The sequence below is a fragment of the Brevibacterium sp. SIMBA_078 genome, assembly GCF_046534565.1.
Lineage (GTDB): Bacteria > Actinomycetota > Actinomycetes > Actinomycetales > Brevibacteriaceae > Brevibacterium.
Genome location: NZ_JAWRYQ010000001.1, coordinates 687,086 through 714,080, shown reverse-complemented (window position 1 = coordinate 714,080; position 26,995 = coordinate 687,086). Strand labels below are relative to the sequence as shown.

Sequence of the window (26,995 nt, the reverse complement as noted above, 5' to 3'; positions counted from 1 at the left end):
GCAGCTGATTGCATTCGTGTCCAACCGAAGGGGGCGCCGCCTGCACTCCCCGACGCCTTCCGGCCCGGGGACTCAGACCAGATCGAGGAGGATGGTATGACAGCAAAACCAGAGACGATCATCATCAGCTCAGCGGGGAGACGCCTGTATCTCATCGACTGGTTTCGCGAGGCTTTCGAGGCTCTTGACATCGAAGGGCGAGTGGTCGTTGCGGAAAACGATCCGACAAGCTCCTCCGCTTCCTACGGCGACGTCGGCCGGAGTCTGCCGAAATACGATGATCCAGACTATGGTCGAGAGCTGATGAGCCTGGTTGCCGAATTCGACGCCAAGATCCTCATTTCGGCGAATGACTACGAGCTCATTCATGTCCATGTGAATAGCGGACTGGCGAACTCTCTTCGGGAGACTGGTGTGCTGGTGCCGGGAGTATCGGCGGCCTGGCAGGCCGGCTGCGCCGACAAGCTGCAGATGGCGCAGTTGCTCGCCGCCATTGAGGTACCGACGCCGGCGACCGTCAGCGGCGCGGATGACCAAGGAATCGATGAGCTGAGCGCTCGGGCCGACGAATTCGTCGTCAAGCACAGATTCGGCAGCGGGTCCTCGGGCCTGAGAGTGGTCTCAGCGGATCAGGTTCGCCAGGCGGTGACAGAAGCCGCACTTTCTGCCCCGGCGGCAGGCGGGCATCCGGGTACCCGGGATGATGTTGTGGTGCAGCCGAAGCTCCCGGGGGCTGAATACGGTGTCGACATCATCGGGAGTCTGACAGACGTCGGAATGCTCAGCGGCGTGCTGGCGCGCCGCAAGGTTCGCATGAGAGCCGGAGAGACGGACAAAGCCGTGACTGTCGACGCCGCACCCTTCGCTCGAATCTCTGGGCTGATTGCCGGAGCTTCAGATCTGACGGGGCTCATCGACGTCGACGTGTTCGTCGATGACTTCGGCGAGGCTTCCGTGATCGACATCAACCCTCGCTTCGGTGGTGGGTATCCATTCGTCCACCTTGCCGGTGCAGATGTGCCGCTGTACTACCTTTCTCAGGCATTCGATATCGAGGTCGATGAGTGCTGGAACAAATACGAGTTGGGTGTTGTGTCCGCCAAATACGAGAGTATTCGGGTGACGGGGCAAGTCTGAGAGGCTGTGACGCTTCTTCGCGCCTAGCGAAGACTCGGGTGCTATTGCTGGTGACTCGGTCGGCGGATCGGTTCCGACGCAGTCGAATTGCCGCATGGTGGTGGCGGACTACCGCACATCGCCTGCCGCAGGACGTGCCTAGTGATTGATTCCGGGCAGATTGGAAATCGGAACCAACGCGCGGGCAGTGTGCTGGCAGACCGGCATCGAAGACCGGACGCCTAAGAGGGGAGCTCACGTGTACGTCGATGAGCGTGACGCGGGTGTGATCCGCCGAGATGAAGGATGGGCGACCATGAGCTCGAAAGCTGAAGGGAAAGCGTACGATCCTCGCCTCAGCCTGGGAGACTTCATCGTCGAACTCGAATCCTCAGGGGTGGGTCCGGTTGACTCCGAGCTCTGCCACCTGCTGTGGACGGAATGCGCCGGTCGTGCTCGCTTCGCCGAGGCGGTCCTCCGCGCCGCTGCCACCGCAGGGGTCACGGTGGATCCTGGGTCTGCGGCCTTCGCCGATTGGGTCGTCGAACTGTGTCCACGACTGTCCCTCGAGCTGGGAGCCGGTGACACAGCAGCCGCCTCGGTACTCGCTCAACTCAGCGCTGTGTCAGAGACGACCGCCGTGCGGGCGCTGACAGCGGTGGCCGACGACCTCCTCGGCGGAATCGGGGTCAATGACCCTGAAGGCGTGCTGGTCCGACTCCACTCCAGCGGGATACTCACTTGTGCGGAGGACCAGGTGAGGGGGTCACTGCTGCAGGTGCCCTCCCTCATCGCCGCCAAGCTGCGCCATGAGCTCGCCACCACAGCCGGTGGGGGATCCGCGGTCGCAGCCCTGCTCGAAGTGCTCATCGAGCATATGGAATCGGCAGGCACCGTCGAGCCGGAGCTCCTCAGCGACGTTTTGCTCTTGGCCCGACACGGCGGCTACTGGACCCAGCTGCTGCGAGTGACCGAGGCGGTGGGCATTCCGATGTTCCTGCTCACGCCGCGGACCGCCTGCACCGCGTTTCGGCTTCTGCCGCCCAAGACTCGTGCGAACTGGCCCGGACTCGAATTCTTCGGAACCCTCGCCGAGGATATCGACGCTGATTCCGCGGCCGCCGATCCAGCACGCATCCGTGCCGCCGCGATCAGGCATACCGGCCCGGGACTCCTGAGGTCACGACTGCCGGGGATCCTCGGTGCCTCGGCACCGGGAGAAGATGAGAGCGGAGAGATCCGGCCGGACGGATTGCCGGTGGACGTCGTCGGCACCGTTCGTCAAATGATCGGTCTCGCCGATTCCGGCCGGCACGGTGACGCCGCAGAATTGGGCATCCGTGCCGCGGCGAAGATGCCCAGTGTGCGTGGGCGTTCCGTCGTCCGACTCCTCACTGCGATCGCACTCCACCATGCAGCCCAGTCTCGCCGGGCACTGTCCCTGCTCAATGAGATCGAGGGGCCAGCCCGGGCCGGTCACATCGACGGTGATTTCCTGCTGCCGGCAATCATCGCGTGGACGGCTCTCATCTCGGCCGTCAGCGGCGACTGTGAACGAGCCGATGCCCATCTCGCATCGGCGGCAGAGCCGTCCGAGACCAGCCGAGTCGGTGCCGGAACCGGCTCTGTCGCAGGTCGTTCAGAGACACCGCCGAGCGTCATCATCGACGAACACGTCACTCCGCCGCTGCGTATCGCAGCGGCACTGAGGGCTCTCGACCGACTCGACCTGGAACGAGCCCAGGCGGAGTTCGATGCGTTGTCCGCTTACCCGGAGCTGCGAACGTTGTGGGTCTATCTGCCTCTCATCGCCCGGACCTTGGCAGTGCTGTCCGCAAAGTCCGAATCCGGGTTGCTCTTCGTCAACGATGATGCCGAGCGATATCGCGATTCCGGAGTCCTCTCCGCCGCTGAGAAGGATCTGCTTGCGTTCGGACGTAGCACGGTCTTCATCGCACTCGGCCAGCTGCGGTGGGCCGAGCTCGACCGAGAGAGGCTCTCGCCAGCGTGTGATGCGCGCATCGTCCTCGAAGTCCGCTCAAAGCTCGTGGCCGGTCGCAACGACGAGGCGATAGCGTGCGCCGATACCTGGTTCTATCACCGCTCGCTCAGTCCGCGCAGCCGCGCAGAACTCGCCGCTATCAGAGCCGCAGCCAAACTGCGCACGGGGGACGAGGCCGCGGCGCAGACTGACTTCATGACGGCTGTGAGTCTCTCGACCTGGGTGAGCTCGCTGCTGCCGCTTGCACTGCTGCCGCTGACCGATCGCAGCCGACTCGTCGACCTCACAGCCGACTCGCCCGTATGGGCGGAAGCCGCGAACGAGTTCGCCGCGACCTTCGCTTCACCGGCGCAGCTGAGGGAGCGGCTGCGCCGTATCGGCCCGGTCTCCGTGGACCTGGCAGAAGCGCCGCAGCTCAACGCCGGCGAAGCCCAACTCATCGACCTGCTGGCACGGGGTCTGTCAGTCGCCGAGATCGCCGGCGAACTGCAGCAGGTTACCGGAACCGTGAAGAACCGTCTCTCCGCTCTCTACCGCAAATTCGGAGTCTCGAACCGGGCGGACGTCCTCAGCCGCGCTCGGTCCTTGGGGTACCTCACGCAGTGACGAGGTCCCGCCTCCGGAACCCGACCATCCCAGCCCCGACGAGGACCACAGCGATGCCGACTAACCACAGCACCGCCTCGGCGGAGAGATCCTGTGCCGGATATTGGCCGATATGGGTGAACAGGGACAGGTCGAGGATCGCATCGTCGAGCTGCATCAGCCCGCCGAAGAGCGCGAGCACCGCCGAGGCACCGAAGACGATCCAGCTCAGGCTCATCAGCCGTGGGGCGAAGCCGTATAGCAGGTAGGCGAACCCGAGCAGCGCCCAGATCGACGGCGCCTGAGCGAGATGCCCGAGCAGGGTCGGCCACAGCAGAGACCAATCATCCATTGACATCGCCGCTCCCACACCCTCGCCGAGGCCGGCCATGGCCATCAGCCATCCCGCCCCGAACAGCGTCACCACAGCCCACGAAGCTAACCAGCCAGCACGGGAGACCGCGGTCGCGAGCACAGGTTCGGTGTGGAAGGAGGACTCCTCGGAACGCAGCCCACCAGCGGCGATGACCGCATACGCGGCGACGATGATCGCGAAGTACAGGGCCATGTATCCGAGGTAGCCGTCGACGATTCCGGACCGTCCGCCCATGATCGACAGGATCTCCGGCGGCATTCCGGCCGCTCCTTCGTCCATGGGCCCGGTGAACGAACCGAACACCACACCCATGACCAACATGCTCATCGACCACCAGATCAGGCTCGATGCCTGCAGGCGCAGTGCCAGACCGAACGACGTCGACAGCAGCGGTCCCGCCTGCGACCGGCCCAACCGTTCGGCGACGATCCCGGCTCCCAGGTCACGGCGTGACTGCAAGACGACGGCCACGACGACGAGGACTGCGAACAATCCGACCGAGTACAGCAGCGGCCACCAGCGATCGAGGGTGAACGACGCCGTCTGCTGCGACCATCCCAACGGTGAGAGCCACGACAGCCAATCGAGCGAACCCCCCGACACGTGCGACATATCGCCGATCCCGCGGAGGACGAAGCTGAGTGCAAGCACTGCTCCGGCCATCGACGAGGCGGCCCTGGCGAACGCGCTCAGCTGCACCGTGACCGCGGTGACGGCGGCGAAGACACACCCCACCGCGCCGATTCCGACCGTGAACAGCACCGTCGCCGACCACGAATCCGGCTCGGCCTGAGAGAAGCCGAACGCCGCCGCCATACCCGCGCTGAGCAGGAGATTCATGAAGACCGTGAGCGCAAGGGCGGCGATCAGCTGAGTGTGCCGACCGGTGACGCCGGCGCGGACGAGTTCAGCTCGCCCGGTCTGCTCCTCGGCACGCGTATGCCGGGAGACGGTGAGGATCGACATCAGAGCCGCCCCGATCATGAGGAACACCCCGTACATGCCGACGATGAACCGCGGGATCGTCACTTGGTCGAGCCCGTAACCCGGCCCCGTGATGAGCGCCATCACCGGATTCTTCGAGAACGCCGTCATCGCCTGCAGCGAATCCGAATCCATGACCACCGCGATTGCATTCGCGAAATATGCGGTGAGCGCAGACAGCGCAATCACCCAGACCGGCAGCCACAGGCGGTCCCGCCGCAGCATGAATCTCAGCAGATTCCCCAACCCTGCCAGGTTTCCCTCGCCGAGGCGGCCACGCCGAACACGTTCATGTGCACCATGATGATGCCCGGTTTGCGGGGAGTTCCCGGGACCTCCGTGGACAGTGCGATCCCCGTCGTCCGTGTATGCGGCCAGCAGATTCATGACTCCTCCTTGCCGTAGTGACGCAGCAGCAGCTGTTCGAGGGTCGGCGGGGTCGCGGTGAGCGATTCGACATCGTGTTCGCCGAGCGCCCGCATGATACGGGGCAGCTGCGCCGTATCGGCGCTGAAATGCAATCGCGAACCTTCGCGGACGAGGTCGTGGACTTCGGTCATCTCGGACAGGGCGGGCACATCGTGTTCGAGCCCGACGGTGATCGTCGTCCGTGACAGGTGCCGCAGCTCGGACAGGGTCCCCGTCTCGACGATGCGACCCGACCGGATGATCGACACCCGATCGGCCAGGGCCTCGACCTGGGCGAGGATGTGGCTGGAGAGCAGCACCGTGCGCCCGGCGTCCTTCGCCTCGCGAATGCAGTCCTGGAACACCGCTTCCATGAGCGGGTCGAGCCCGGCCGTCGGCTCGTCGAGGAGCAGCAGTTCGACATCCGAGGCCAGAGCTGAGATGAGCGCGACCTTCTGCCGGTTGCCCTTCGAATAGGTCCGTCCCTTCTTCCGCGGATCGAGGTCGAAGCGTTCGATGAGCTCATCGCGACGACGTCTGTCCACACCTCCGCGCAGCCTGGCGAACAGGTCGATCGCCTCGCCGCCGGTCAGCCCTGGCCACAGTTCCACATCGCCGGGAACATAGGCCAGGCGGCGGTGCAGGGGGACCGCCTTCGACCAAGGATCCTCGCCGAGGAGGCGCACCGTACCCGAGTTATGTCGCAGGATTCCGAGCAGAATCCGGATCGTCGTCGACTTGCCGGCGCCGTTGGGGCCGAGGAAGCCGTGGACCTCGCCGCGGGCGACCTCGAGATCGAGACCATCAAGGGCGCGAACGCGTCCGTACGATTTCACGACGTCCCGCATCGAGATCGCCGCCGAGGCGGATGCTCGGCTGCCGTCGGTTCGGCGGGCGCTGGTCAACGTGCTCATGGTTCCTCATCTCCTAACTGGGAGTCTTCGGGGACGGACTCGAGGGCACCGTGCAGGTAGAGGTCGAGCAGATGCGGCGCGAGTCTGGTCATCATTCCTGTGGTGTCCTCGGTGCCGAGGACCGAATGCAGGCGGTGTTCGAGGAGTGAAGGGGCCAGGGCCATGACCGCGATGGTCGCCGCCTGTCCACGGGAGTCTTCGCTCTGTCGGAAGGTGTAGCCGGCGAATCCGTCGGTGATATAGGACTCGACGAGGTCGACGTAGTGGTCGAAGTAGCGCTGACCGTGGTCGCTGGGGTCGAGCAGGGATTTGACGAGGTAGTCCACAGCGGTGGACATCTCGGGGTCGTCGAACATCATCTGCACTGCCATGGAGGCGTAGCCAGCGTTCGCCGCCTTCGACTCAGCGATTCGCTCGAACACGTGCTCGTCACATGCGCTGCGCAGTCCGTCTTTGGAGCCGAAGTGGTGGATGACCAAGCCTGGGGAGACATCGGCGACAGCGGCGATTCCGCGGACTGTGGTCTTCGTGAACCCGTGGCGGGCGAACTCGGCGACGGCGGCCGAGAGGATCCTCTGCGCCGTCTCCGGCGAGGTGTTGGGAGAGCGGCGCGAGTTGGAGTCGGAAGTCGTTGAACGCATGTTTAATATTAAACGCGCGTTCAATCAAGGTGTCAATAGATGGTGTGAACCGTGCTGAGCTGGCCGCGGTCAGGAGGGGTCGCGTCGTGCGAGTGCTGGTAACCGAGAGTGCAGTCGAGTTGCGGAGGCGAGCAGTGGATCTATGCGCGAGCGGGCAGCGTTATAGGCGGGGACGGCGTGCGAGAATGCGGCGTAGGTTCGAGGGGTGATGGGCAGTTCCCACGCCCCCATGTATTCGTGGGCGTCAGCGCCCATTTCAGTCTTGAAGCGGACCAGACCGCTACCGCCCATATCGAGGCCGAGGCAGTCCTTGACTCCACCCAGGTCGTAGGATTTAGCGCCTTCGGAAAGAAGCTGTCGAATCAAGGCGAGATACAGGGCATTCGAGGGCTTCATTCGTGGGTTGGTCGTGTCGGTCGCGGTGTGGATGCATTCAGCGGTCGAAGACACCCGAGCTGTGGTCGTGGCTCCGAGTACTTCGCCGTTGAAGCGGGCGAAATGCGTGGTGAAGCGGCCTGGCAGTCCTTGAGTGAGATGGGTCCACATGGTCCTGAAGAAGTCGGTGGACAGGGTTGCGAATCCGTTTCTATTCCCGGTTGAGGTGTACAGGAGCTGGAAATCATCGACGTCGGCAATGGATGCCAATTCGATCTTGACGCCTTCACGGGAGGCCTTCTTCGCGTTGTATCGCCAGGTCTTGTGCATTCCGGCAAGGATGTCATCTTCGGTGCGGTCTTCGAGATTCAGCAGGAAGTTGAAGCGGCCGTAATCGATATGCGTCTCCTGGGGGGCAGACTTTTCGATCCATCCGGAGTCGCGCATGATCGCCCTCAGCTGCAGAGCTGTGGGGTTGGTGTAATCGGGAGCGAGGTCACGGAAGTGCCTGGCGATCGGCTCGCGGAGTCCTGCTCGTACCGTTGCATTGTCCCACCGTCGGAGGCTGAGGTACGGGAGCATGCGGACGCCGATGACATCGTTTGCTTCGAGAAACGAACGCAACGTTGAGAGCTGCTCGCTTATGTCCGCATTGTCCCAATCGATCAGTGGGCCGTAGGGAATGAAAGCGAAGCGCTTCTTCGTTCCGGGGATCCGGCGGTAACGGATGATTGCGACCGAGATCGGATCTGCACCGTCGGCATACCAGCCCACCGGCACGTAATCGGGCCAATCGACTCGCCGTGCCTCCGCCCAGAATGGAGTCTGTTGGTAGCTGACATCACCGAATCTCTGCAGGCTGGTGAGGAATGCGTCGGGTGTCATGGCTCGGATCGTAGTCATAGAGAAACCGTATTGTTCGGACGGTCGCCAGGGGGCGGAAGTTGTGTGCACGTGCGGATTCCCGCACCTGACTTGCGGTATTGATCGAGGGGCAGCAGGTGCTTCTCCTGAGTGTCGGGTGAAGCAGTCTGTTCTGAGAAATCTCGTTCCGCCTATTTACATACAACCAACCGGTTGTATGATTAATGGCATGAAAGGACTTCTCGACGATGAGGCGGATGCGCTGTTCCAGGCATTGGCCGACCGCACTCGGCGCGATATCGTGCGCCGAGTCGCTGGAGAAGGGCTTTCGGTGTCCGATCTGGCCGCCGACTACGACATGAGCTTCGCCGCAGTGCAGAAGCACGTTGCGGTCCTCGAACGTGCAGGACTCGTGACGAAGCGCCGAGTCGGCAAGCGGCAGGTTGCGCACGCAGAGGTGGGTCCGCTTCGCACCATCAGAAGCATGCTCGCCGAACTCGAAGACCAGTGGGTCGAACGAGTGCAGAGAATCGACGACCTTCTGGCCGGGGACGAGCAGGCCGGGTCGTGAGGCAAACCACCGCAATGCTTGAGGAGCAGCCATGCCGGTCATCGACACATACCATGACGAAGAGACACTGACCCTGACGATCGTCGCCGAGTTCGCGGCGCCGCTCGAGCGAGTGTGGGAGGTCTATGCCGATCCCCGCCAACTCGAGCAGATCTGGGGTCCACCGACGTACCCGGCCACGGTCGTCGACCATGCGCTCAAACCCGGTGGCAGAGTCACCTATTTCATGACGAGCCCGGAGGGTGAGAAGTTCTGCGGGCTGTGGGAACTGACCGCCGTCGACCGGCCCACGCGCTTGGAATTCCGCGACTACTTCGCCGATGAGGACTTCACCGTCGTCGAATCGATGCCCGGAAGCAGCTGCATCTACCGCTTCGAGACGACCGAGACCGGGACTCGTGCCACCTACGAATCGGTGTTCGACTCGGCCGAGGGGCTGCGCACCGTGCTGGAGATGGGTGTCATCGAAGGCTCGACCGGAGCGATCAACCAGATCGACGATCTGCTCGCCCGGCAGTGAGCCGGTGCGGCCGGCGCCCGACCTCTCCGCAATGGCTCAGCTCTCGACGCGGGCCTGCATGGAGTGGGCCGGGGCGTCGGGTCGGACGGGAATGATGAGCGCCAGGCCGACCGCCAGGACGATGAGGATACCCAGCGTCCCAGCCCGTTGGAAGCCGAAGATCTGGATCGCCAGGGCGAACATCGCCGGGCCCAGGAAGCTCACGGCCCGGCCCGTCGTGGCGTAGAGTCCGAAGTTCTCCCCGGCCGATTCCGGTGGAGTGATGCGGGCGAGGAATGACCGACTCGACGCCTGGACCGGGCCGACGCAGAAGCTGAGGATCAGGGCACAGACCCAGAACACGGCCGCCTCGGCGCTGAAGAGGATCGGCAGCCCGCCGAGGATGATGACGATGAGACCGGCGATGATGACGGGTTTCGGTCCGAGTCGATCGTCGAACCACCCGGCGATCATCGCCCCGGCACCGGCGGCGACGTTCGCGGCCACGCCGAGGATGATGATCTGGGAGGCGGAGAACCCGTAGCTGCCGGCGGCGAGGACGCCCGCGAAGGAGAAGATCGCAGCCAGGCCGTCCCGGAAGACCGCCGAGGCGATGAAGAACCGCAGCGTCTGATGCTCGGTCGACCACATCCGGATCAGACGGCGCACGAGTGCTGCGTAGTCAGCGATGAATGCCCTGATCGGGTGCCCGCCCGATGTGCCCTTGACCTTCGCGCCAGGTGCCGAGAAAAGGGCGGGGATCGCGAAGATCGCGAACCACACGGCGGAGAGGACCGCGACGATGCGGAACCTCAGTCCCTCCTCGTCGCTGGCGCCGAGGAATCCGACCTCGGGTCGGATGACGAGGACGAGGAGGATGACGAGGAGGACCAGCCCTCCGACGTAGCCCATTCCCCAGCCGAATCCGGAGACCTTGCCGACGTTGTCGGGGGTGGTGATGCGGACCATGATGCCGTTGTAGGACACCTCGGCGAATTCGAAGAAGACGCTGCCGACGGCCAAGAGCAGAAGACCCAGCCACAGGTAGTCGGGGGAGTCGCGGACGAAGAACAGGCCGAACATCGTGAGCACGACGATCGCGGTGTGCACGCCCAGCCACAGGCGATGCCGACCCCCGGCATCGGCCCGGGTGCCGGCGGCCGGGGCGACGACGGCGATGACGAAACCGGCCGCTGCCATCGACCAGCCCAATGTCGAAGATCCGGCCTCCTCGGTGGCCGCGACGGACTTCGTCAGATATGGGGCGAAGACGAAGGTGATGATCACGGCGTTGAAGGACGCCGAACCCCAATCCCACAGGGCCCAATTGAAGATGCGCAGGCGATTGCCCGAACCGGGCGGAGTCAGCGTCGAGGCCATGAGGCCACTGTACTGAATGCAGCGTCCGAATCGCGGTCCGTGGCTTGGTCGAATTCTCTGGCCCAGACCCCAATTCTGACAAGCTGTGTTTACTGGTTGAGGGCACGGTTCATTCCCGGGATGACCAGGGATATCACCCCTGTTGTGCGGGTTCGGGCTGAAAGTTGCCTTGAAGGAGGCTGGGGAATACGGCAGAGTGAAGCGGTAATCCAATCATTCGATCAGGAGGGCGACATGAGCGACCCCGACACCAATTCCCAGTCGGGAAACGGGTTGGGCCCGGGGCCGGAAGAGCAGCTGCTCTTCGGCGAACCCGACCCCGTAGAACTTCATCTGCCCGAGAAACTCCACATCGGCGAATCCGACTCCGATGACGCAATCACTCAGAAGCTGCAACGCCAGGGAGTGCGCATCGGCAAGGGCATGATCGCCCCGCGCGTCTTCTGGCCGGCGCTGATCATCATCGTCGGCATCGTCGTATTCTCCGTGGCACTGCCCGAGGGCACCGGCAATGTCATCTCGAACATCCAGAACTGGATCGTCACCCAGCTCGGTTGGTACTACATGCTCGTCGTCGGGCTGTTCGTCGGCTTCGCGATCATCGTCGGCTTCTCGAAGTTCGGCAAGATCAAGCTCGGCAAGGACGACGACGAACCCGAATTCGGCGTCCTGTCCTGGTTCGCCATGCTCTTCGCTGCCGGCATGGGCATCGGCCTCGTCTTCTACGGTGTGGCCGAACCTCTGACCTATGCGACGACCGGACCGAAGCCCGGCTGGCCCGGCGGTGAGGTCGAGAACGCCCAGATGGGCATGGCACAGACCTTCGTCCACTGGGGTCTGCACCCCTGGGCTCTCTATGCCGTGCTCGGTATGGCTCTGGCCTACGCCATCCACCGCCGCGGTCGCCCGCTGTCGATCCGATGGGCACTCGAACCGCTGCTCGGCAACAAGGTCAAAGGCTGGGCCGGTGACGTCATCGACATCATCGCGATCTTCGGCACCGTCTTCGGCATCGCCACCTCGCTGGGTCTCGGCGTTCAGCAGATCTCCGCAGGACTCAAGCACATCGGCGTCGTCGGCGACTACGACAACACATTCCTCATCATCCTCATCGTCATCATCACCCTGCTGGCCACCGCCTCTGTGGTCTCGGGCGTGGGCGCAGGAATCAAGTGGCTGTCGAACATCAACCTCACGATGGCCGGCGTCCTGCTCGTCACGGTCCTCGTCTTCGGCCCGACTCTGTTCCTGTTCCAGAACTTCGTCGAATCACTCGGCGTCTGGCTGGCGAACGTGCTCAACATGACCTTCGACATCGGTGCCTACTCCGGCAAGGAAGGCGCCGAATGGAACTCGAGTTGGACCCTCTTCTACTGGGGCTGGTGGATCTCCTGGGCACCCTTCGTCGGTGTCTTCATCGCCCGCATCTCCCGCGGGCGCACCGTCCGCGAGTTCATCGCAGGCGTCCTGCTCGTCCCTTCGATCGTCGGCTTCTTCTGGTTCTCCGTCCTCGGCGGAACCGGTATCTACCGTCAGATCTTCGGCTCCGGCGACCTCGTCGACCCGGACGAAGGAATCGTCGCCGAGCGTGTCCTCTTCGACGTGCTCGGAGACCTGCCGCTGGGCTCGATCCTCTCGGTCATCGCGATCATCCTCGTGGCGATCTTCTTCATCACCTCCTCGGATTCGGGCTCGCTCGTCGTCGACATGCTCGCCTCGGGCGGTCACCCGAACCCGCCGATCTGGTCGCGCGTGCTGTGGGCGCTGATGGAGGGCGCGATCGCCATCGCACTGCTCATGGCCGGCGGGCTCACCGCCTTGCAGGCGGGGTCACTGGTCACAGCGCTGCCGTTCTCGATCGTGCTGCTGCTCGTCTGCGTCTCCACCCTCAAGGCCTTCAGTATGGAGGCCAAGCGGACGGCCGCGATCGAACGCGCCGCACGCTACCGTGCGGTCGGCGAGCACCTGGCCGACGACTTCGACGAATACCTGGGTGAGAAGGTCGACGAACGCATCGACTACCGGCTCAAGAGCTCCCAGGGTCTGCTCGGCAAACAGCGTGCGAAGTCTTCTTCCCGAGACAACAAGCGCGGCGTGCGTGAGGTTCCGACCCGGGAGACGGAGACACCTCCGGACACCGAGTCCTGACCCGCACCGAGGCGGCTCGGTCCGGGAACGCTGCCTGCCCTCCACGGCGAGGCACGGTCCCGCACCGAGGCGGCTCACCTCCGACGCAACCGCTCGACCATCCGGTCGGGCGGTTGCGTCGTTCACGGCCGATGCCAGGGGAGGGCATCCTCGGCGACAGGATCCGAAATCGCGTTCCGGGACTCGTTCACGGCCGATGCCAAGGGAGGGCCGCCTCGGCGAGGGAAGCCGCGCTCCGGGCCTCCCTGCCATGGGCGGGACGGAACGAGTAGGCTGGTGGCAGCAGAAACGGCCGAACCCGACCAAGGAGCATGTATGCCCATCGCCAGCCCCGAAGTGTATGCCGAGATGATCGACCGCGCGAAGACCCAGGGCTTCGCCTACCCCGCGATCAACTGCACCTCCTCGCAGACGATCAACGCCGCCATCCGCGGCTTCGCCGAGGCCGGATCCGACGGCATCGTGCAGATCTCCACGGGCGGTGCCGAATACATGTCCGGTCCGACGGTCAAGGACCGCGTGCGGGGCGCCATCGCGTTCTCCGTCTTCGCCGCCGAGGTGGCCAAGAGCTATGACGTCAACATCGCGCTGCACACCGACCACGCACCGAAGGACGCCGTCGAAGCCTGGGTCAAGCCCCTTCTGGCTGCGTCGACCGAACGCGTGAAGAACGGCGGCGAGCCCTACTTCCAGTCGCACATGTGGGACGGTTCGGCCGTTCCCCTTGACGAGAACCTCACCCTCGCCGAGGAGCTGCTCGAGCTCTCGGCGGCAGCTCACTCGATCCTCGAGATCGAGGTCGGCGTCGTCGGCGGCGAAGAGGACGGCGTCGAGAACGAGATCAACGAGAAGCTCTACACCTCCGTCGAGGACGGGCTGGCCACCGCCCGCGCCCTGGGCACCGGCGAGAAGGGCCGCTATCTCACGGCTCTGACCTTCGGAAACGTCCACGGCGTGTACAAGCCCGGCAATGTGAAGCTGCGTCCCGAACTCCTCGGTGAGATCCAGGAGAAGGTCGGTGCCGAGGTCGGCAAGAAGGCTCCCTTCGATCTCGTCTTCCACGGCGGCTCGGGCTCGAGTGCAGAAGAGATCGCCGAGGCGGTCCGCCACGGAGTCGTGAAGATGAACATCGACACGGACACCCAGTACGCCTTCACGCGTCCCGTCGTCGAGCACATGTTCCGCAACTACGACGGAGTGCTCAAGATCGACGGCGAGGTCGGTGACAAGAAGCTCTACGATCCGCGCTCCTACGGCAAGGCCGCCGAGAAGGGCATGGCCGAGCGCATCGTCGAAGCCTGCCAGAACCTCGGCTCGGCTGGCACCAGCCTGAAGAAGTGAGGGGAAGCCGGCTCAGTCAGCTCGGCTGGTGAGCCGGTTCGACCGGCGAGCCGGCGGGCAGCAGAGTCTGCCCCGCGGACCGACAGCGGTCGTCGCCCGATTCCGGGCGGCGGCCGCTTTGTGCTGTCTGTGGCGCTGAATCGTCGAAAAACGGGTCAAGCGTCGAGAAACGGACGCGCACAACCGTGTCTCGACACTCAGCCCGTTTTTCGGCGCGGTTCCGCTGTGAATGGCACGAGGCCCGGGACGCCATTGTCCCGGGCCTCGCAGTCTGTCCCACGGACCAGCGATGAGCCGTCATCCGAATGACCTGCCCACCGATCGGGCCGCCTGCCGGGTGGCAGGCAGTCGATCGTGTGGGGCATCAGCCTTCCGGCACCGCCTCGCCGGCCTTGAGACGAGCCACGCGCTGATCCCAGAAGTCGGCGTTGCGCACGCCGACCTTCTCGGGTTCGAACACCGGATCCAGACCGTGCTTGGTCTGGCGCTCGAAGTCGCGCAGGAGCTTGAACGCCGGCTGCTGCAGAATGAGGATACCGACGATGTTCAGCCAGGCCATGAGGCCCACGCCGATGTCGCCGAGCGCCCAGGCGCTGCCTGCCGTCGACATCGCACCCACGGCGACGGCGATGAGGATGAGCAGCTGCAGCACGCGCTTGCCGACCGCGAGGACGAAGGTGTTCTTGACCTTGCCCAGCAGGTACACGAGATTCGTCTCGGCCATGTAGTAGTACGCGACGATCGTGGTCAAGGCGAAGAGGAAGATCGAGATCGCGATGAAGCTGGCGCCGAAGCCGTGGATCATCGAGTCGAGTCCCGCCTGGGGCCACTTCTCGCCCGGAGTTGCGGCGATCTCCTCGGCCATCTGTCCGCGGCCGGTGCCGATGATCGTCGTCTCGTCGGCGTCGAAGACTCGGTACATGCCGGTGGAGAGGATCATGAACGCGGTCGCCGAGCACACGAACAGGGTGTCGATGTAGACCGAGCCGGCCTGCACGAGTCCCTGCTTCGAGGGGTGCGAGACCTCGGCAGCCGACGCTGCGTGCGGTCCGGTTCCCTGCCCGGCTTCGTTCGAGTAGATGCCGCGCTGGACGCCCCACTGGACCGCCATGCCGATGATGCCGCCGAAGGCGGCTTCCGGACCGGCGTCGATGCCGAAGGCCGAGGTGAACATCAGCTGGAAGACCGGAACGATCTGGTCGGCATTGATGATGGTCACCGCGATGGCTGCAATGATGTAGATGACGGCCATGAACGGAACCGCCAGCGAGGCGAAGTGCGCGATGCGCTTGATTCCGCCGACGACGATGAAGCCCATGATGATGACGAGCGCGATTGCGGTGCCCCAGGTGGGAACGCTCCAGGCGTTCTCGACGGCGCCGGAGATCGCATTGGACTGGATGCCCGGCAGCATGAAGGACATGGCGATGACGGTCACGGCCGCGAAGACCATGCCGTAGACCTTGAACAGGCCGCGGGCCTTGGTGTGGCGGTAGGCCTTCTCGATGTAGAAGGCCGGGCCGCCGCGGTACTCACCGGTGCGGGGATCCTGTTCCTTGAAGATCTGTCCCAGGGTGGATTCGACGTAGGACGTCGAGGCGCCGAGGAGGGCCGAGATCCACATCCAGACGACGGCACCGGGGCCGCCGAAGCCGATGGCGGTGGCGACACCGGCGATATTGCCGACGCCGACGCGACCTGCCAGAGAGATCGCCAGGGCCTGGAAGGAAGAGACTCCCTCATTGGAGCTCTTGCCCGTGAACATCTGCTTGAAGATGGCGGGGATCTGACGGATCTGAACCGCGCGGGAGCGGATCGTGAAATAGACACCTGCGCCGAGGCACAGGTAGACGAGGGCGGATGACCACACAATCCCGTTGAGCCAGTCGATGAAAGCGGACACGCTTCTCCATTCGTTCTTCCGCGCCGGGATCGCCGACACGGTGTTGCTTATCTAGCGTCTGTGCCAGAGCACCGGCCAGCGGGGGACCGGCCAGTTTCACGAGAGTTTCCCTAGCGTTCTCTGTGATGCACCTCATAAGTCAAGCCGATTGTCATCGGTGACGCAAATCGCATTCGCCGAGGCGGCTCCCAGTTGCGCTGTCGACGTCGGAGCCGGGGGATTCGTTGGGCCGGGGAGCGTTGCGCGGCAGGGGCGGGAGCTGTGAGTCGCGACGCCGGAAGGAATCTCAGCCATTGCGGCAAGGGGCGTTTCGGTGTGTCGGTCGGGCCGCCTCGGCGAATTGTCGCGAAGTCGTTGCGAACTGAGTCACTTCATGTGCGTCAGTTCACTATTTGGGACGGGAACCGTAAGATGTGGTGCGGATCTCTTCGCGCAAAGAAGACACGAAGAGCACTTGTGAAAGACAGGAACACCATGAAACGACGAACTGGTGCAAAGGCCGTGGCCATCGCTGCGGCCGGCGCTCTGCTCCTCTCCGCCTGCTCGACCTCGACGACCGGAGGCGGCGGCGGGGACGACGAAGGCGGAATGCTCACGGTCGGAACCACGGACAAGGTCGTGGCTCTCGACCCGGCTGCTGCGTACGACAACGGAAGCTCGCTCGTCGAACAGCAGATCTACCCGTACATCCTCGCCTACAAGCCGGGTACGGCCGAGCTCAACCCTTCGATCGCCGAGTCCGCTGACTTCACTGAGCCGACGAAGTACGAGGTCAAGCTCAAGGACGGACTCAAGTACGCCAACGGCAACGAACTGACCTCCTCGGACGTGAAGTTCTCCTTCGACCGTCAGCTGAAGATCCAGGACCCCAACGGGCCCTCTTCTCTGCTCGGCGGCCTGAAGTCCGTGGAGACCCCGGATGAGAAGACCGTCGTCTTCAACCTCAAGCGCAAGAACGACCAGACCTGGCCCGGAGTCCTGGCCAGCGCCGCCGGACCGATCGTCGATGAAGACGTGTTCTCGGCCGACAAGGTCACGAAGGACCAGGAGATCGTCGACGGGAAGGCCTTCGCCGGCCCGTACACGATCGACGGCTTCAAGTTCAACGAGCTGATCACCTACAAGGCGAACCCGGACTACAAGGGCTTCATCGAGCCGGCGAAGACCGAGACCGTGCAGATGAAGTACTACTCGGACGCGAACAACATGAAGCTCGACGTCCAGGAGAACACCATCGACGTCGCTTGGCGTTCGCTCTCGGCCACCGACGTCGAGGACCTCGGCAAGAACGAGGACCTCAAGGTCCACAAGGGGCCCGGTGGCGAGATCCGCTACATCGTGTTCAACTACGACACGATGCCCTTCGGTGCGAAGACCGACGACGCCGACGAGAAGAAGGCGCTCGCCGTCCGCAAGGCCATGGCCGACTCCGTCGACCGTCAGGCGATCGCCAGCCAGGTCTACAAGGACACCTTCACACCGCTGTATTCGCACGTGCCCGACGGGCTTCCCGGCTCCGACGAACCGCTGAAGTCCGAATACGGCGACGGCAAGGGCGGCGCCGACGTCGAGAAGGCGAAGAAGGCGCTCAAGGATGCCGGGGTCAAGACCCCGGTCGAACTCAAGCTGCAGTACAACCCCGACCACTACGGTCCCTCCTCGGGTGATGAATACGCCCTGGTCAAGGACCAGCTGGACAAGACCGGGCTGTTCAAGGTCAAGCTGCAGTCGACCGAGTGGGTGCAGTACTCGAAGGACCGCACCGACGACGTCTACCCGATGTACCAGCTGGGCTGGTTCCCGGACTACTCGGATGCCGACAACTACCTCGTGCCGTTCTTCTACGACACGGATGAGACTCCGTCGTTCCTCGCCAACCACTACCGTGACGAAGCGATGAACAAGGAGCTCAACGCTCAGTCCTCGATCGCTGATGAGGGCAAGCGCGAAGATGCCCTGAAGAAGATCCAGGGCGAGCTGGCCGACGAACTGCCGACCCTGCCGCTGCTGCAGGGCAACCAGATCGCCGTGTCCGGCAAGGACGTCAAGGGCGTCGATGACACCCTCGACCCCGCTTTCCAGTTCCGTCTGGCACTGCTGAGCAAGTGATCACCCACACGAGGTGCAGGTGAGCCGATCAGGCCGCCTGCACCTCGTGGCGCGTCCGCGGTCAGGTCCGTACACCTGAAGTGACCCTCGCCGAGGTGTCCCCTGCCGCTGGCGCATCGAAACACATCCCATAAGGAACACATGTCTGCTGCCATCAGCGAACCAGGGGCTGAGGCCGCCGAGACTTCGGTCTCGGTCAAGAAGCCCTCGGGAGGCGGTCTGGGACGTTATGTCCTCATCCGCTTCCTGCTCATCATTCCCACCATCTTCATTCTCACCACTCTGGTGTTCTTCCTCATGCGCATCACCGGTGACCCGATCACCGCAGCGTTGGGAGGACGCCTGACGAAGGCCCAACTGGCCGAACGCGTCCACGCCGCCGGCTACGACCGGCCCATCCTCGTCCAGTACTTCGAATACTTGGGCAATCTGCTCAAAGGCGACTTCGGCACCGCGGTCTCCGACGGGCAGCCGGTCTCGTCGATCCTGCTCAACTACGGAGCAGCGACCGTCGAACTCGTCTTCTACGCGCTCATCGTCGCGTTCATCCTCGGCATCCCGCTGGGCATGCTCGCCGCCTACCACCGCGACAAGGCCCCCGACGCGGCACTGCGTGTGCTCGCGATCCTCGGCTATGCGACCCCGGTGTTCTTCGCGGGCATGATCCTCAAGCTCGTCTTCGGCGTGTTCCTGCCGATCCTGCCCGTCGCCGGCCGCGGCACCACAGAGACCGAATACATCATGTCCGGTGTCGTCGGCCCGACGAGGTTCTACCTCATCGACGCCCTGCGCATCGGCAACTTCTCGGTCCTCGGCGACGTGCTCGCCCATGCGGTGCTGCCGGCGATCGCGCTCGGCGTGCTCACCGCCGGAGTGTTCCTCCGGCTCGTGCGCACGAACCTCATCGGCACGCTCGAGCAGCAGTACGTCGACTCCGGTCGATCCCGCGGAATCTCCGAATACCGCCTGGTCACCAAGCATGCGTACCGTCCAGCGCTGATCCCGATCATCACGGTCATGGGTATGCAGATCGCGCTCATGCTCGCCGGCGCCGTGCTCACCGAGACGACGTTCGAGTGGAAGGGGCTCGGCTTCAAACTCGCCGAGTACCTGACCGCTCGTGACTTCGTGGCAGTGCAGGGAATCGTCGTGTTCCTCGCCGTCATCGTCGCGGTCACGAACTTCCTCGTCGACGTCATCGCCGCGTTCATCGACCCGAGAGTGAGGTACTGATGTCCACTCCAGACAACCCGCAGAACCAGGGCCCAGTTGAAGAAGCCCAGACCTTCGCCGAGGAGGCACCCGGCTCCGGAGTACCGGCAGTGGCGTTCGACGACCGGGCAAAGAAATCCTGGTTCTCCCGCTTGCCGATCATCTCGCATCTGCGCCAGTCCGTGGGGCTGCAGCGCGGAATGCTCATCACCGGTCTCGTGCTGTGCGGAATCGTGCTCATCTGCGCGATCTTCGCACCGCTCATCGCCCCGTACGGCTTCAACCAGCTGGGCACCTCCGAAGGCAACTTCGGGTCGAAGCTGCCACCCGGCGGCACCCACATCTGGGGCACGACCGTCGGCGGCTACGATGTCTTCTCCCGTGTCGTCTGGGGCGCCCAGACCGCAGTGGCCGTCATCGTCGTGGCCGTGGTCATGTCGATCTTCGCCGGTGTCATCCTCGGTCTCGTCTCCGGCTACATCGGCGGATGGCTCGACCGCATCCTCGTCGTCATTGCCGATGCCGTCTACGCCTTCCCGACCCTGCTGCTGGCGCTGGTCATGTCGATTGCGATCTCCGGCGGTCAGTCGAGTGCGTGGGGCGGCATCGCCGCAGCCGCATTCTCGATCACGGTCGTCTTCATCCCGCAGTACTTCCGCGTCGTCCGTGCCGAGACCCTGCGGCTGAAGGCCGAGCCGTTCGTCGAATCGGCGATCGTCCTCGGCGCCTCGAAGACGCGGATCATCTCCAAGCATATTTTCCGCAACGCCACGCGGACCCTGCCGCTGATCTTCACACTCAACTCCTCCGAGGCGATCCTGACCTTGGCCGGACTCGGGTTCCTGGGATTCGGCATCGAACCCACCTCGGCGTCGGAATGGGGATACGACCTCAACAAGGCACTGCCGGACGTCACCTCCGGCGTGTGGTGGACGGCGGTGTTCCCGGGCGTGGCCATCGTGCTCACGGTGCTGGGAATCACCCTGGTCGGTGAGTCGATGAACGACCTCAACGACCCGCGTCTGCGCGTGCGACGCAAAGCTAAGGTCAAGAACGTCAAGCCCGCGGAGGTCACGGCATGAGCAAGCAGAAACACGAGCAGGCCGCCTCGGCGACGGGCAGCATCCTCGATGTCGACAGTCTCGACGTCACCTTCTCCACCGATGGCGGGGACGTCCACGCCGTCAAGGACGTGTCGCTGAGCGTCTCGCCCGGTGAGGTGCTGGCGATCGTGGGCGAGTCGGGGTCCGGTAAGACCGTGACAGCCCGGTCCATCCTCGGTCTCCTGCCCGAGACGGCGCAGCGAACCGGGGCCATCGTCATCTCAGGTGCGAACGTGCTCAGCGTCTCCGCCGACGAGCTGCGGGCCATGCGCGGCCGGGATGTGGCGATGGTCTTCCAGGAGCCGTCGACGGCGCTCAACCCCGTCTTCACGGTCGGGTGGCAGATCGCCGAAGGTCTGCGCGCGCACGATAAGAAGGCGAGCAAAGCCGAACTCAAGGCGCGCGTCGTCAAGGCCATGCGGCAGGTCGGGATCCCCGATGCCGACAGCCGTTTCGACTACTACCCGCACCAGTTCTCGGGCGGGCAGAAGCAGCGTATCGTCATCGCCATGGCCCTGGCTCTCGGGGCGAAGCTCATCGTCGCCGACGAGCCGACCACCGCCCTCGACGTCACCGTGCAGGCGGAGATCCTCGACCTGCTGCGTGAGCTGCGCGACGAGACGGGCACCGCCATCGTGCTCATCACCCACAACATGGGCGTCGTCGCCGACCTCGCCGATCGCGTGGCCGTGATGCTGCGCGGCGACCTCGTCGAGGTCTCGACCGTCGAGCAGCTGTTCAATGATCCTCAAGAGCAGTACACGCGGGAACTGCTCGCCGCTGTGCCGCGGATCGGTTCGACCGTGGCCGGCAGCCGCAAGGCGGCCGCCGCCTCAGCGCGCACTGACTCGACGGGGGAGGCCTCGGGTGGGGTCGCCTCGGCGGGGGAGACCTCAGGCGGGACCGCCTCGGCGAAGGACGGGGACGCACGCGAATCGATCGTGACCGCGCGCGAGCTCGATATCGTCTATCCGGGCGGGATCGGCAAGTCGGACTTCCACGCGGTGAAGAAGGTCAGCTTCGACATCAGGGCCGGCGAAGTCTACGGGCTCGTCGGTGAGTCGGGGTCGGGCAAGACGACGATCGGACGCGCGATTGCGGGCCTGACCAGGGCCAGCGGCGGCAGCCTCTCCGTCCTCGGGCACGAGATGGTCGGGTTCAAGGAGCGTGAGTTCTCGAAGATCCGGCGACGGATCGGGTTCGTGTTCCAGGACCCGGCGGCCTCATTCAATCCGCATCTGTCGATCGGGGAGTGCATCGCCGAACCGTTCGCGATCCACCGTCGGGAGATGAGCGCGAACGACCGGTCGCAGCGAGTGCTCGAACTCCTCGATTCCGTGCAGCTGCCGAAGGCCTATGCGGCGCGGTATCCGCACGAGCTCTCCGGCGGTCAGCGGCAGAGGGCGTCGTTGGCGCGCGGTCTGGCGCTCGATCCGGAGCTGCTCATCGCCGATGAGCCGACCTCGGCGCTCGATGTGTCCGTGCAGGCGAAGGTCCTCGAGCTCTTCGTCGAGCTGCAGAACCGCTTCGACTTCGCGGCCCTGTTCATCAGCCACGACCTTGCCGTGGTCGATATGCTCTCCGACCGCATCGGCGTGCTCTTCCACGGCGAGCTGCTCGAAGAGGGCACGGGTGAGCAGGTGCTCGGTGCGCCGCAGGAGGACTACACGAAGCGACTCATCGCTTCGCTGCCGGTCCCGGACCCGAAGGAGCAGGCGAAGCGCCGCGAGCTGGCAAGAACCCTCCGCCCAACCCCCTAATTGCTACCTGACGGCGGCCCAGCAACCTCGCGCGAGGTTGCTGGGCCGCCGTCAGGTAGCAATTAGGGGGTCAGTTGGTGTCGGCGATGAAGTCGAGCATTCCGGCCTGATTGACCGGCAGGGCCAGCAAGCGGTCGAGTTCGGCCTCGTCGGGGTCGATACCGAGGATGCGCATCGAGTACTGAGTGAAGTCGCGCTCGATCATGTCAGGAGTCAGGTCACCCGTCGGCCGGTACCACAGCGAGAGCGAATTGCAGATCGAGTGGATGGCGCGAGTGGCCAGAGCCGCACTGCTGACGCGGAACTTACCCGAGTCGATGCCAGCCTGGACGATATCGCCCATGATCTCGCGGGCCTCCCGCTGGAGTTCCTTCACGCGGACGGCATTGTCGCCGGTGAGCCGTTCGGTGTCGCGCAGCAGCACGGTGGAGACCGAGACGTTCTCCATGCGATAGCGGGCGAGGTAGCGCACCGCCACGGCCAGCTGATCTACGACATCGTCATCGACGTCGGCGATGACCGCTCGGCAGTGCTCGACGTACCAGGTATACGCCGTGTGGACGAGCTCGTAGAGAGCTTCCTGCTTGGACGGGAAGTAGTAGTAGAGCGCTGAGAGGCTCAGACCTGCTGTCTGTGCGATATCGCGGATGGACGCGCCGTCGAATCCTTTGTCCGCGAAGGTGTCCCGGGCCGAGCGGAGAATATTGTTACGGCCGTTGGTTGAGCGCACGATGACCGGACTCCTTGCCTTGTTTTCCGTTGAAGCCGACTTTTTAACGAACAGTCTTTCACTTGCCCAACGACCATACACGACAGGCGGTCTCTGCGGGCCTGATTTCGCGCGGAATTACGGTATCACCGTTCCCGGAACCCGATCCGACAGATGTCGGGCATGGTGACCAGGGTCACTCGATCGCCAGGAATGATTGAGCGTTCAACAATGTTGGCCAGTGTGGAGTTGCAGCCGATCCGGTTCGCCGAGGTCGCAGGCTCCACCCGTGAACTCGACCGCCGCGGCCGCCCGGCCGGTGGACACCACTCAACGATTTGAGGACGCATATGCTCAACATTGCCATCATTCCCGGAACTTCCCGCCCGCAGGCGCTCAACCCACAGATCGTGAGCTGGGTCGAGCAGCAGCTGGCTTCCAATGATGACGTCCGTGCCGAGGTCGTCGACTTCGGCAGCTTCGATCTGCCCCTCCTCGACGAGGTGGTCCCCGCCGGTGCGAAGATGTACGCCAACGACCACACGAAGGCCTGGGGCGCGAAGCTCGAAGAGTTCGACGCCTTCATCTTCGTCACTCCGGAGTACAACCACTCGATCTCGGGCTCGCTGAAGAACGCCCTCGACTTCGTCGCCACCGAGTTCAACCACAAGGTCGCCGGCATCGTGAACTACGGCGCCGACAAGGGAGTGCGCGCCGCTGAGCACCTGCGCCACATCCTCGCGAACTACAAGCTCGCCGTCGTCCGCGACCAGGCGTCGTTCTCGATCTTCACCGACGTCGCCGACGGCGCCTTCGCCCCGACCGAGGTCTCGGCCGCCCCGTTCGCCTCCATGGTCGACGACATCGTCGCCTGGGGCGAGGCCCTGAAGTCCGTGCGCGAAGCCGGTGCCGAGGAGCAGGCCGCCTGAGTCCGCCCTCGCAGCTGAGCCGAGACAGGCCCGCCGGTCACCCGACCGGCGGGCTTTGTCGTCCCCGTGTCGACTGACACCGTTCCTGTCGCGACCGGCGCCGCCGTCCAGGTGCCCCCTCGCCGAGGCGGCCCCACCCGACCCTGCACAGTGACCGTCCCCACATCTGCGTTAGAGTCGCAGTGATCAACTGTTCGCTCAGCGATGCAAAGGACACCCATGGATCTCACGAACACCGTCGCCCTCGTCACCGGCGGAGCCTCCGGACTCGGCCGCGCCACCACCGAACGCCTCCTGGCCGCCGGCGCCCAGGTCGTCATGGTCGACCTCAACGCCGAGGTGGGGCAGCAGGTCGCCGCCGAACTCGGCGATTCCGCCCACTTCGTCACCGCCGACGTGACGAACGAAGAGCAGGTGCAGGCCGCCGTCGACACCGCCACCGGGCTCGGCGCTCTGCGCGTCGTCGTCAACTGCGCGGGCGTCGCGACACCCGGAAAGCTCGTCTCCCGCAAGGGTCCGCTGCCGCTTGAGGCATTCCAGAAGGTGCTGAACATCAACATCGTCGGCACCGTCAACGTCTGCCGCCTCGCCGCTGCGGCCATGCAGCAGCAGGAGCCGGACGGCGAAGAGCGCGGAGTCATCGTCAACACCGCCTCCGTCGCGGCTTTCGACGGCCAGATCGGCCAGATCGCCTACTCGGCGTCCAAGGGTGCCGTGGCCGCCGTGACCCTGCCGATGGCCCGCGAACTCGCTGCCTCTCTCATCCGCGTCGTCACCATCGCACCCGGCATCTTCGAGACGCCGATGATGGCCGGCCTGCCCGCCGAGGCACAGGAATCCCTCGGCAAGTCCGTGCCGCACCCGGCCCGACTGGGCAAGCCCGCCGAGTACGCGCAGCTCGTCGAATCGATCGTCGCCAATCCGATGCTCAACGGGGAGACGATCCGCCTCGACGGCGCCATCCGTATGGCCCCGAAATGATCGACTAAGGAGGCTCACCGACGGGCGTTGACGAGCAGCGCCAGCTGCACCCGCGAGGTCACCTCAAGCTTGTCGAAGGTGCGCGCCAGGTGAGTCTTCACCGTCGCAGTCGAGACGAACAGCGACCGCGCCACCTGCGCGTTCGTCAATCCCTGAGCGACCGCCTCGGCGATCTCCCGTTCCCTGGTCGACAACATCGCCAGCGGATCCTCACCCGGCGCCGAGGCGGACGGACGAGACGACATCAACGTGGCCAAGGCGGTCGCCGACAGAGTCCGTGTGCCGTCTGCTGCCGCGCGAACGGCGTTGATGAGCTCTTCCGGCGGGGTGTCCTTGAGGATGTACCCGGCCGCCCCGGACTGCAGGGCGCGGTGGATGAAATCGTCGGTCCCGAAGGCCGTGAGCATGAGCACCTGGGGATGTTCGGGATCGGACAGCAGCGTCTGCGCGGCCTCGAGGCCGTCGAGACGGGGCATCCGGATGTCCATGAGCACGAGGTCGGGACTCAGCCGACGGGCGAGGTCGATGGCTTCGACACCGTCGACCGCCTCGGCGATGACCTCGATATCGGTCGCCGCGCCGAGGAGGAGCTTGAGACCCGAGCGCATGAGCGACTCGTCGTCGGCGATGATTACCCGAATGCTCATGGCTGCGTCTCCTGCTCGTCGGGGGAGTCGATCGCACCGGCAGTTCCCGGGGCGTCGCCGTCTGTGAAGATGTCGGCATCGACGGGGATGCGGGCGCGGAGGGTGAATTCCGGGGTCGTCGTCACGGTGAGATCGCCGCCCATGGCCTCCATTCTCTCCCGCAGGCCGAGCAGTCCCAACCCGGATCCGGTGACGAGCTGCTGTGATCCGGCGCGGAAGGCCGGGGCCAGACCTGTGTGCGGATTGCTGGCGACGAGCACCAGATGACCGTCGGCCTCATCGAAGCCGACTTTGATCGTCACCGTCTGGCCCGGGGCGTGCTTGACCGCGTTCGTGATCGCTTCCTGGACGAAGCGGTAGATCGTCGTCTGCTCGAGCGCCCCACACCGGTGGAGGACTTCGGCGGTCACCGGTTCGAGGTAGCGCAGTTCGGCGGTGTCGCCCCTGGCTGCGACGAGGCGGTCGATGTCGGGGTCGATGACCGTGCCCTGATCGTCGCTGCGCAGCATGGTGAGCACCTCACGCAGTTCGACACCGGAGCGACGCGCGGCGTCGGCGATGAGTCGGGCGCTTTCACGGACCTCGTCGGGGTCGAGGTCCTGCCGCACGGACAGGGCACCGGAGTACATCGCGATGACGGAGAGATGGTGGGACAGGGAATCGTGCATGTCGCGGGCGATGCCGCGGCGCACCTCGGCGATGGCTCGGTCCTGCCGGGAGCGTTCGCGCAGTAGGGTCTGGGCGGCGGAGTCGATGAAGCCCTGCTCGCGGGCGCCGCGGATGACGCCGATGATGACGACGACGGCATACATCGTGCCGCCGAAGACGAATACGGGAAGTTCGAAAGCCCCCGCCGCCTGCGGTGTGAGCACATAGGTTGCGGAAAAGGCTGCCAGTGTGGCTGCGAGGCCGACGAAATCGAGAGCCCAACTGCGTCTGGCCGACAAGGAGACGAGCATGATCGACGCGGCGAGGGCGCCGAGGATGCTGACCGTGCCGAGGAGTATGCCGATGATCCCGACAGTGACGGGAATCCAGCCTCCCGGACGCCGCTGAAGCGATTCGGCGGATCCGTCGGCGGCGAGGAACTCATCACCGCCGTGCCCGGTGACTGTGAGGAATTCGCGCAGCTTTTCTGAGGCAAGGACCTTCGGCCGCAGTTGTTTGCGCGGTATCCGGCGCCCATCGAAGAGGAGCACGATCGGCAGACAGACGAAGGAAACGAGCCCGAAGACGATGTGGACGAAGATTTCGGCACTGAGCGCATCTGTCTCAGCCGCGGTGGAATCAGAGTTCGGCCATTGCTTTCCGATGACGATGAAGAGCAGGAGCGCGCCGACGACCGCGGAGATGACGGTCCAGAGGAGGGCATGCGCGAGCGGGCGGCGGGCGGGGCGAGGTGTCACCCTTCGAGCCTACCGGTGAGAAGACGGATGGT

General features: G+C 64.6%; 21 protein-coding genes. 12 read left to right on the top strand and 9 right to left on the bottom strand.

What is annotated here, in order from left to right; translation table 11 throughout:
• Positions 1-96 precede the first annotated feature (96 nt).
• Together SB749_RS03190 and SB749_RS03185 are read left to right on the top strand one after the other, a co-directional pair.
• A complete protein-coding gene (locus tag SB749_RS03190) occupies positions 97-1,137 on the top strand; it encodes an ATP-grasp domain-containing protein (RefSeq protein WP_410708993.1) in 1,041 nt (346 codons plus the stop codon).
• A 295-nt stretch (positions 1,138-1,432) separates the two neighbouring features.
• Entirely contained in the window at positions 1,433-3,724 is a 2,292-nt protein-coding gene (locus SB749_RS03185) for a LuxR C-terminal-related transcriptional regulator (RefSeq protein ID WP_410708992.1), read from the top strand.
• Here the strand turns inward: SB749_RS03185 and SB749_RS03180 are convergent.
• The 4 genes from SB749_RS03180 to SB749_RS03165 form a co-directional block, all read right to left on the bottom strand.
• Positions 3,714-5,450 carry an ABC transporter permease gene (locus SB749_RS03180; RefSeq protein ID WP_410708991.1) on the bottom strand — a complete coding sequence of 579 codons (1,737 nt, stop codon included), beginning with the start codon at positions 5,448-5,450 and terminating at the stop codon, positions 3,714-3,716. The genes SB749_RS03185 and SB749_RS03180 overlap by 11 nt on opposite strands.
• Positions 5,447-6,385 (bottom strand): ABC transporter ATP-binding protein, encoded by a 939-nt coding sequence (locus SB749_RS03175; RefSeq protein WP_410708990.1) that lies wholly within the window; start codon positions 6,383-6,385, stop codon positions 5,447-5,449. The genes SB749_RS03180 and SB749_RS03175 overlap by 4 nt, the downstream gene beginning before the upstream one ends.
• Positions 6,382-7,026 (bottom strand): TetR/AcrR family transcriptional regulator, encoded by a 645-nt coding sequence (locus SB749_RS03170; RefSeq protein WP_410708989.1) that lies wholly within the window; start codon positions 7,024-7,026, stop codon positions 6,382-6,384. Before SB749_RS03170 ends, SB749_RS03175 begins: the two co-directional genes overlap by 4 nt.
• A gap of 69 nt (positions 7,027-7,095) precedes the next feature.
• Positions 7,096-8,286 carry a lipid II:glycine glycyltransferase FemX gene (locus SB749_RS03165; protein ID WP_173155488.1) on the bottom strand — a complete coding sequence of 397 codons (1,191 nt, stop codon included), beginning with the start codon at positions 8,284-8,286 and terminating at the stop codon, positions 7,096-7,098.
• 208 nt (positions 8,287-8,494) lie between these two features.
• Here SB749_RS03165 and SB749_RS03160 point away from each other — a divergent pair, with 208 nt between their 5' ends.
• Together SB749_RS03160 and SB749_RS03155 are read left to right on the top strand one after the other, a co-directional pair.
• Positions 8,495-8,836, top strand: a complete 342-nt coding sequence (locus SB749_RS03160) for an ArsR/SmtB family transcription factor (RefSeq protein WP_410708988.1) — start codon at positions 8,495-8,497, stop codon at positions 8,834-8,836.
• A gap of 31 nt (positions 8,837-8,867) precedes the next feature.
• The gene (locus tag SB749_RS03155) at positions 8,868-9,356 is read left to right on the top strand and encodes an SRPBCC family protein (RefSeq protein WP_410708987.1); all 489 of its coding nucleotides are present in this window, start codon (positions 8,868-8,870) and stop codon (positions 9,354-9,356) included.
• A 36-nt stretch (positions 9,357-9,392) separates the two neighbouring features.
• Here SB749_RS03155 and SB749_RS03150 read toward each other — a convergent pair whose 3' ends face one another.
• Positions 9,393-10,715: an MFS transporter gene (locus SB749_RS03150; RefSeq protein ID WP_410708986.1), complete on the bottom strand. Its 1,323-nt coding sequence runs from the start codon at positions 10,713-10,715 to the stop codon at positions 9,393-9,395.
• Between the two features lie 234 nt (positions 10,716-10,949).
• Between SB749_RS03150 and SB749_RS03145 the strand changes: the two genes are divergently transcribed.
• A complete protein-coding gene (locus SB749_RS03145) occupies positions 10,950-12,863 on the top strand; it encodes a BCCT family transporter (RefSeq protein WP_410708985.1) in 1,914 nt (637 codons plus the stop codon).
• Between the two features lie 315 nt (positions 12,864-13,178).
• A complete protein-coding gene (fbaA, locus tag SB749_RS03140; protein ID WP_410708984.1) occupies positions 13,179-14,204 on the top strand; it encodes a class II fructose-bisphosphate aldolase in 1,026 nt (341 codons plus the stop codon).
• A gap of 364 nt (positions 14,205-14,568) precedes the next feature.
• Here the strand turns inward: fbaA and SB749_RS03135 are convergent, their stop codons facing one another.
• On the bottom strand, positions 14,569-16,107 hold the full coding sequence (locus SB749_RS03135) for an alanine/glycine:cation symporter family protein (RefSeq protein WP_410708983.1): 1,539 nt from the start codon (positions 16,105-16,107) through the stop codon (positions 14,569-14,571).
• Positions 16,108-16,581: 474 nt separating this feature from the next.
• Here SB749_RS03135 and SB749_RS03130 point away from each other — a divergent pair, with 474 nt between their 5' ends.
• The 4 genes from SB749_RS03130 (at position 16,582) to SB749_RS03115 (ending at position 22,291) form a co-directional block, all read left to right on the top strand.
• A complete protein-coding gene (locus SB749_RS03130) occupies positions 16,582-18,216 on the top strand; it encodes an ABC transporter substrate-binding protein (RefSeq protein WP_410708982.1) in 1,635 nt (544 codons plus the stop codon).
• A 141-nt stretch (positions 18,217-18,357) separates the two neighbouring features.
• Complete coding sequence (locus SB749_RS03125; RefSeq protein WP_410708981.1) at positions 18,358-19,449, top strand: ABC transporter permease; 1,092 nt, start codon at positions 18,358-18,360, stop codon at positions 19,447-19,449.
• On the top strand, positions 19,449-20,510 hold the full coding sequence (locus SB749_RS03120) for an ABC transporter permease (protein ID WP_410708980.1): 1,062 nt from the start codon (positions 19,449-19,451) through the stop codon (positions 20,508-20,510). Before SB749_RS03125 ends, SB749_RS03120 begins: the two co-directional genes overlap by 1 nt.
• Entirely contained in the window at positions 20,507-22,291 is a 1,785-nt protein-coding gene (locus SB749_RS03115) for a dipeptide ABC transporter ATP-binding protein (RefSeq protein WP_410708979.1), read from the top strand. The genes SB749_RS03120 and SB749_RS03115 overlap by 4 nt, the downstream gene beginning before the upstream one ends.
• A gap of 70 nt (positions 22,292-22,361) precedes the next feature.
• Here SB749_RS03115 and SB749_RS03110 read toward each other — a convergent pair whose 3' ends face one another.
• Positions 22,362-23,021: a TetR/AcrR family transcriptional regulator gene (locus SB749_RS03110; RefSeq protein WP_172171879.1), complete on the bottom strand. Its 660-nt coding sequence runs from the start codon at positions 23,019-23,021 to the stop codon at positions 22,362-22,364.
• 329 nt (positions 23,022-23,350) lie between these two features.
• Between SB749_RS03110 and SB749_RS03105 the strand changes: the two genes are divergently transcribed.
• Together SB749_RS03105 and SB749_RS03100 are read left to right on the top strand one after the other, a co-directional pair.
• The gene (locus SB749_RS03105) at positions 23,351-23,929 is read left to right on the top strand and encodes an NADPH-dependent FMN reductase (RefSeq protein WP_410708978.1); all 579 of its coding nucleotides are present in this window, start codon (positions 23,351-23,353) and stop codon (positions 23,927-23,929) included.
• A gap of 219 nt (positions 23,930-24,148) precedes the next feature.
• Positions 24,149-24,910: a 3-hydroxyacyl-CoA dehydrogenase gene (locus SB749_RS03100; protein ID WP_173155457.1), complete on the top strand. Its 762-nt coding sequence runs from the start codon at positions 24,149-24,151 to the stop codon at positions 24,908-24,910.
• 14 nt (positions 24,911-24,924) lie between these two features.
• Here SB749_RS03100 and SB749_RS03095 read toward each other — a convergent pair whose 3' ends face one another.
• Positions 24,925-25,557: a response regulator gene (locus tag SB749_RS03095; RefSeq protein WP_410708977.1), complete on the bottom strand. Its 633-nt coding sequence runs from the start codon at positions 25,555-25,557 to the stop codon at positions 24,925-24,927.
• Positions 25,554-26,963, bottom strand: coding sequence for a histidine kinase (locus tag SB749_RS03090; protein WP_410708976.1), 1,410 nt, complete (start codon positions 26,961-26,963; stop codon positions 25,554-25,556). The genes SB749_RS03095 and SB749_RS03090 overlap by 4 nt, the downstream gene beginning before the upstream one ends.
• Positions 26,964-26,995: the final 32 nt, after the last annotated feature.

Bases quoted from the DNA above. Each gene is read 5' to 3' on its own strand.
- SB749_RS03185 (WP_410708992.1), top strand. From the start codon at position 1,433: ATGAGCTCGAAAGCTGAAGGGAAAGCGTACGATCCTCGCCTCAGCCTG.
- SB749_RS03165 (WP_173155488.1), bottom strand. From the start codon at position 8,286: ATGACACCCGACGCATTCCTCACCAGCCTGCAGAGATTCGGTGATGTC.
- fbaA (WP_410708984.1), top strand. From the start codon at position 13,179: ATGCCCATCGCCAGCCCCGAAGTGTATGCCGAGATGATCGACCGCGCG.
- SB749_RS03160 (WP_410708988.1), top strand. From the start codon at position 8,495: ATGAAAGGACTTCTCGACGATGAGGCGGATGCGCTGTTCCAGGCATTG.
- SB749_RS03105 (WP_410708978.1), top strand. From the start codon at position 23,351: ATGCTCAACATTGCCATCATTCCCGGAACTTCCCGCCCGCAGGCGCTC.
- SB749_RS03145 (WP_410708985.1), top strand. From the start codon at position 10,950: ATGAGCGACCCCGACACCAATTCCCAGTCGGGAAACGGGTTGGGCCCG.
- SB749_RS03175 (WP_410708990.1), bottom strand. From the start codon at position 6,385: ATGAGCACGTTGACCAGCGCCCGCCGAACCGACGGCAGCCGAGCATCC.
- SB749_RS03130 (WP_410708982.1), top strand. From the start codon at position 16,582: ATGAAACGACGAACTGGTGCAAAGGCCGTGGCCATCGCTGCGGCCGGC.
- SB749_RS03180 (WP_410708991.1), bottom strand. From the start codon at position 5,450: ATGAATCTGCTGGCCGCATACACGGACGACGGGGATCGCACTGTCCAC.
- SB749_RS03170 (WP_410708989.1), bottom strand. From the start codon at position 7,026: ATGCGTTCAACGACTTCCGACTCCAACTCGCGCCGCTCTCCCAACACC.
- SB749_RS03115 (WP_410708979.1), top strand. From the start codon at position 20,507: ATGAGCAAGCAGAAACACGAGCAGGCCGCCTCGGCGACGGGCAGCATC.
- SB749_RS03125 (WP_410708981.1), top strand. From the start codon at position 18,358: ATGTCTGCTGCCATCAGCGAACCAGGGGCTGAGGCCGCCGAGACTTCG.
- SB749_RS03100 (WP_173155457.1), top strand. From the start codon at position 24,149: ATGGATCTCACGAACACCGTCGCCCTCGTCACCGGCGGAGCCTCCGGA.
- SB749_RS03190 (WP_410708993.1), top strand. From the start codon at position 97: ATGACAGCAAAACCAGAGACGATCATCATCAGCTCAGCGGGGAGACGC.
- SB749_RS03095 (WP_410708977.1), bottom strand. From the start codon at position 25,557: ATGAGCATTCGGGTAATCATCGCCGACGACGAGTCGCTCATGCGCTCG.
- SB749_RS03155 (WP_410708987.1), top strand. From the start codon at position 8,868: ATGCCGGTCATCGACACATACCATGACGAAGAGACACTGACCCTGACG.
- SB749_RS03120 (WP_410708980.1), top strand. From the start codon at position 19,449: ATGTCCACTCCAGACAACCCGCAGAACCAGGGCCCAGTTGAAGAAGCC.
- SB749_RS03150 (WP_410708986.1), bottom strand. From the start codon at position 10,715: ATGGCCTCGACGCTGACTCCGCCCGGTTCGGGCAATCGCCTGCGCATC.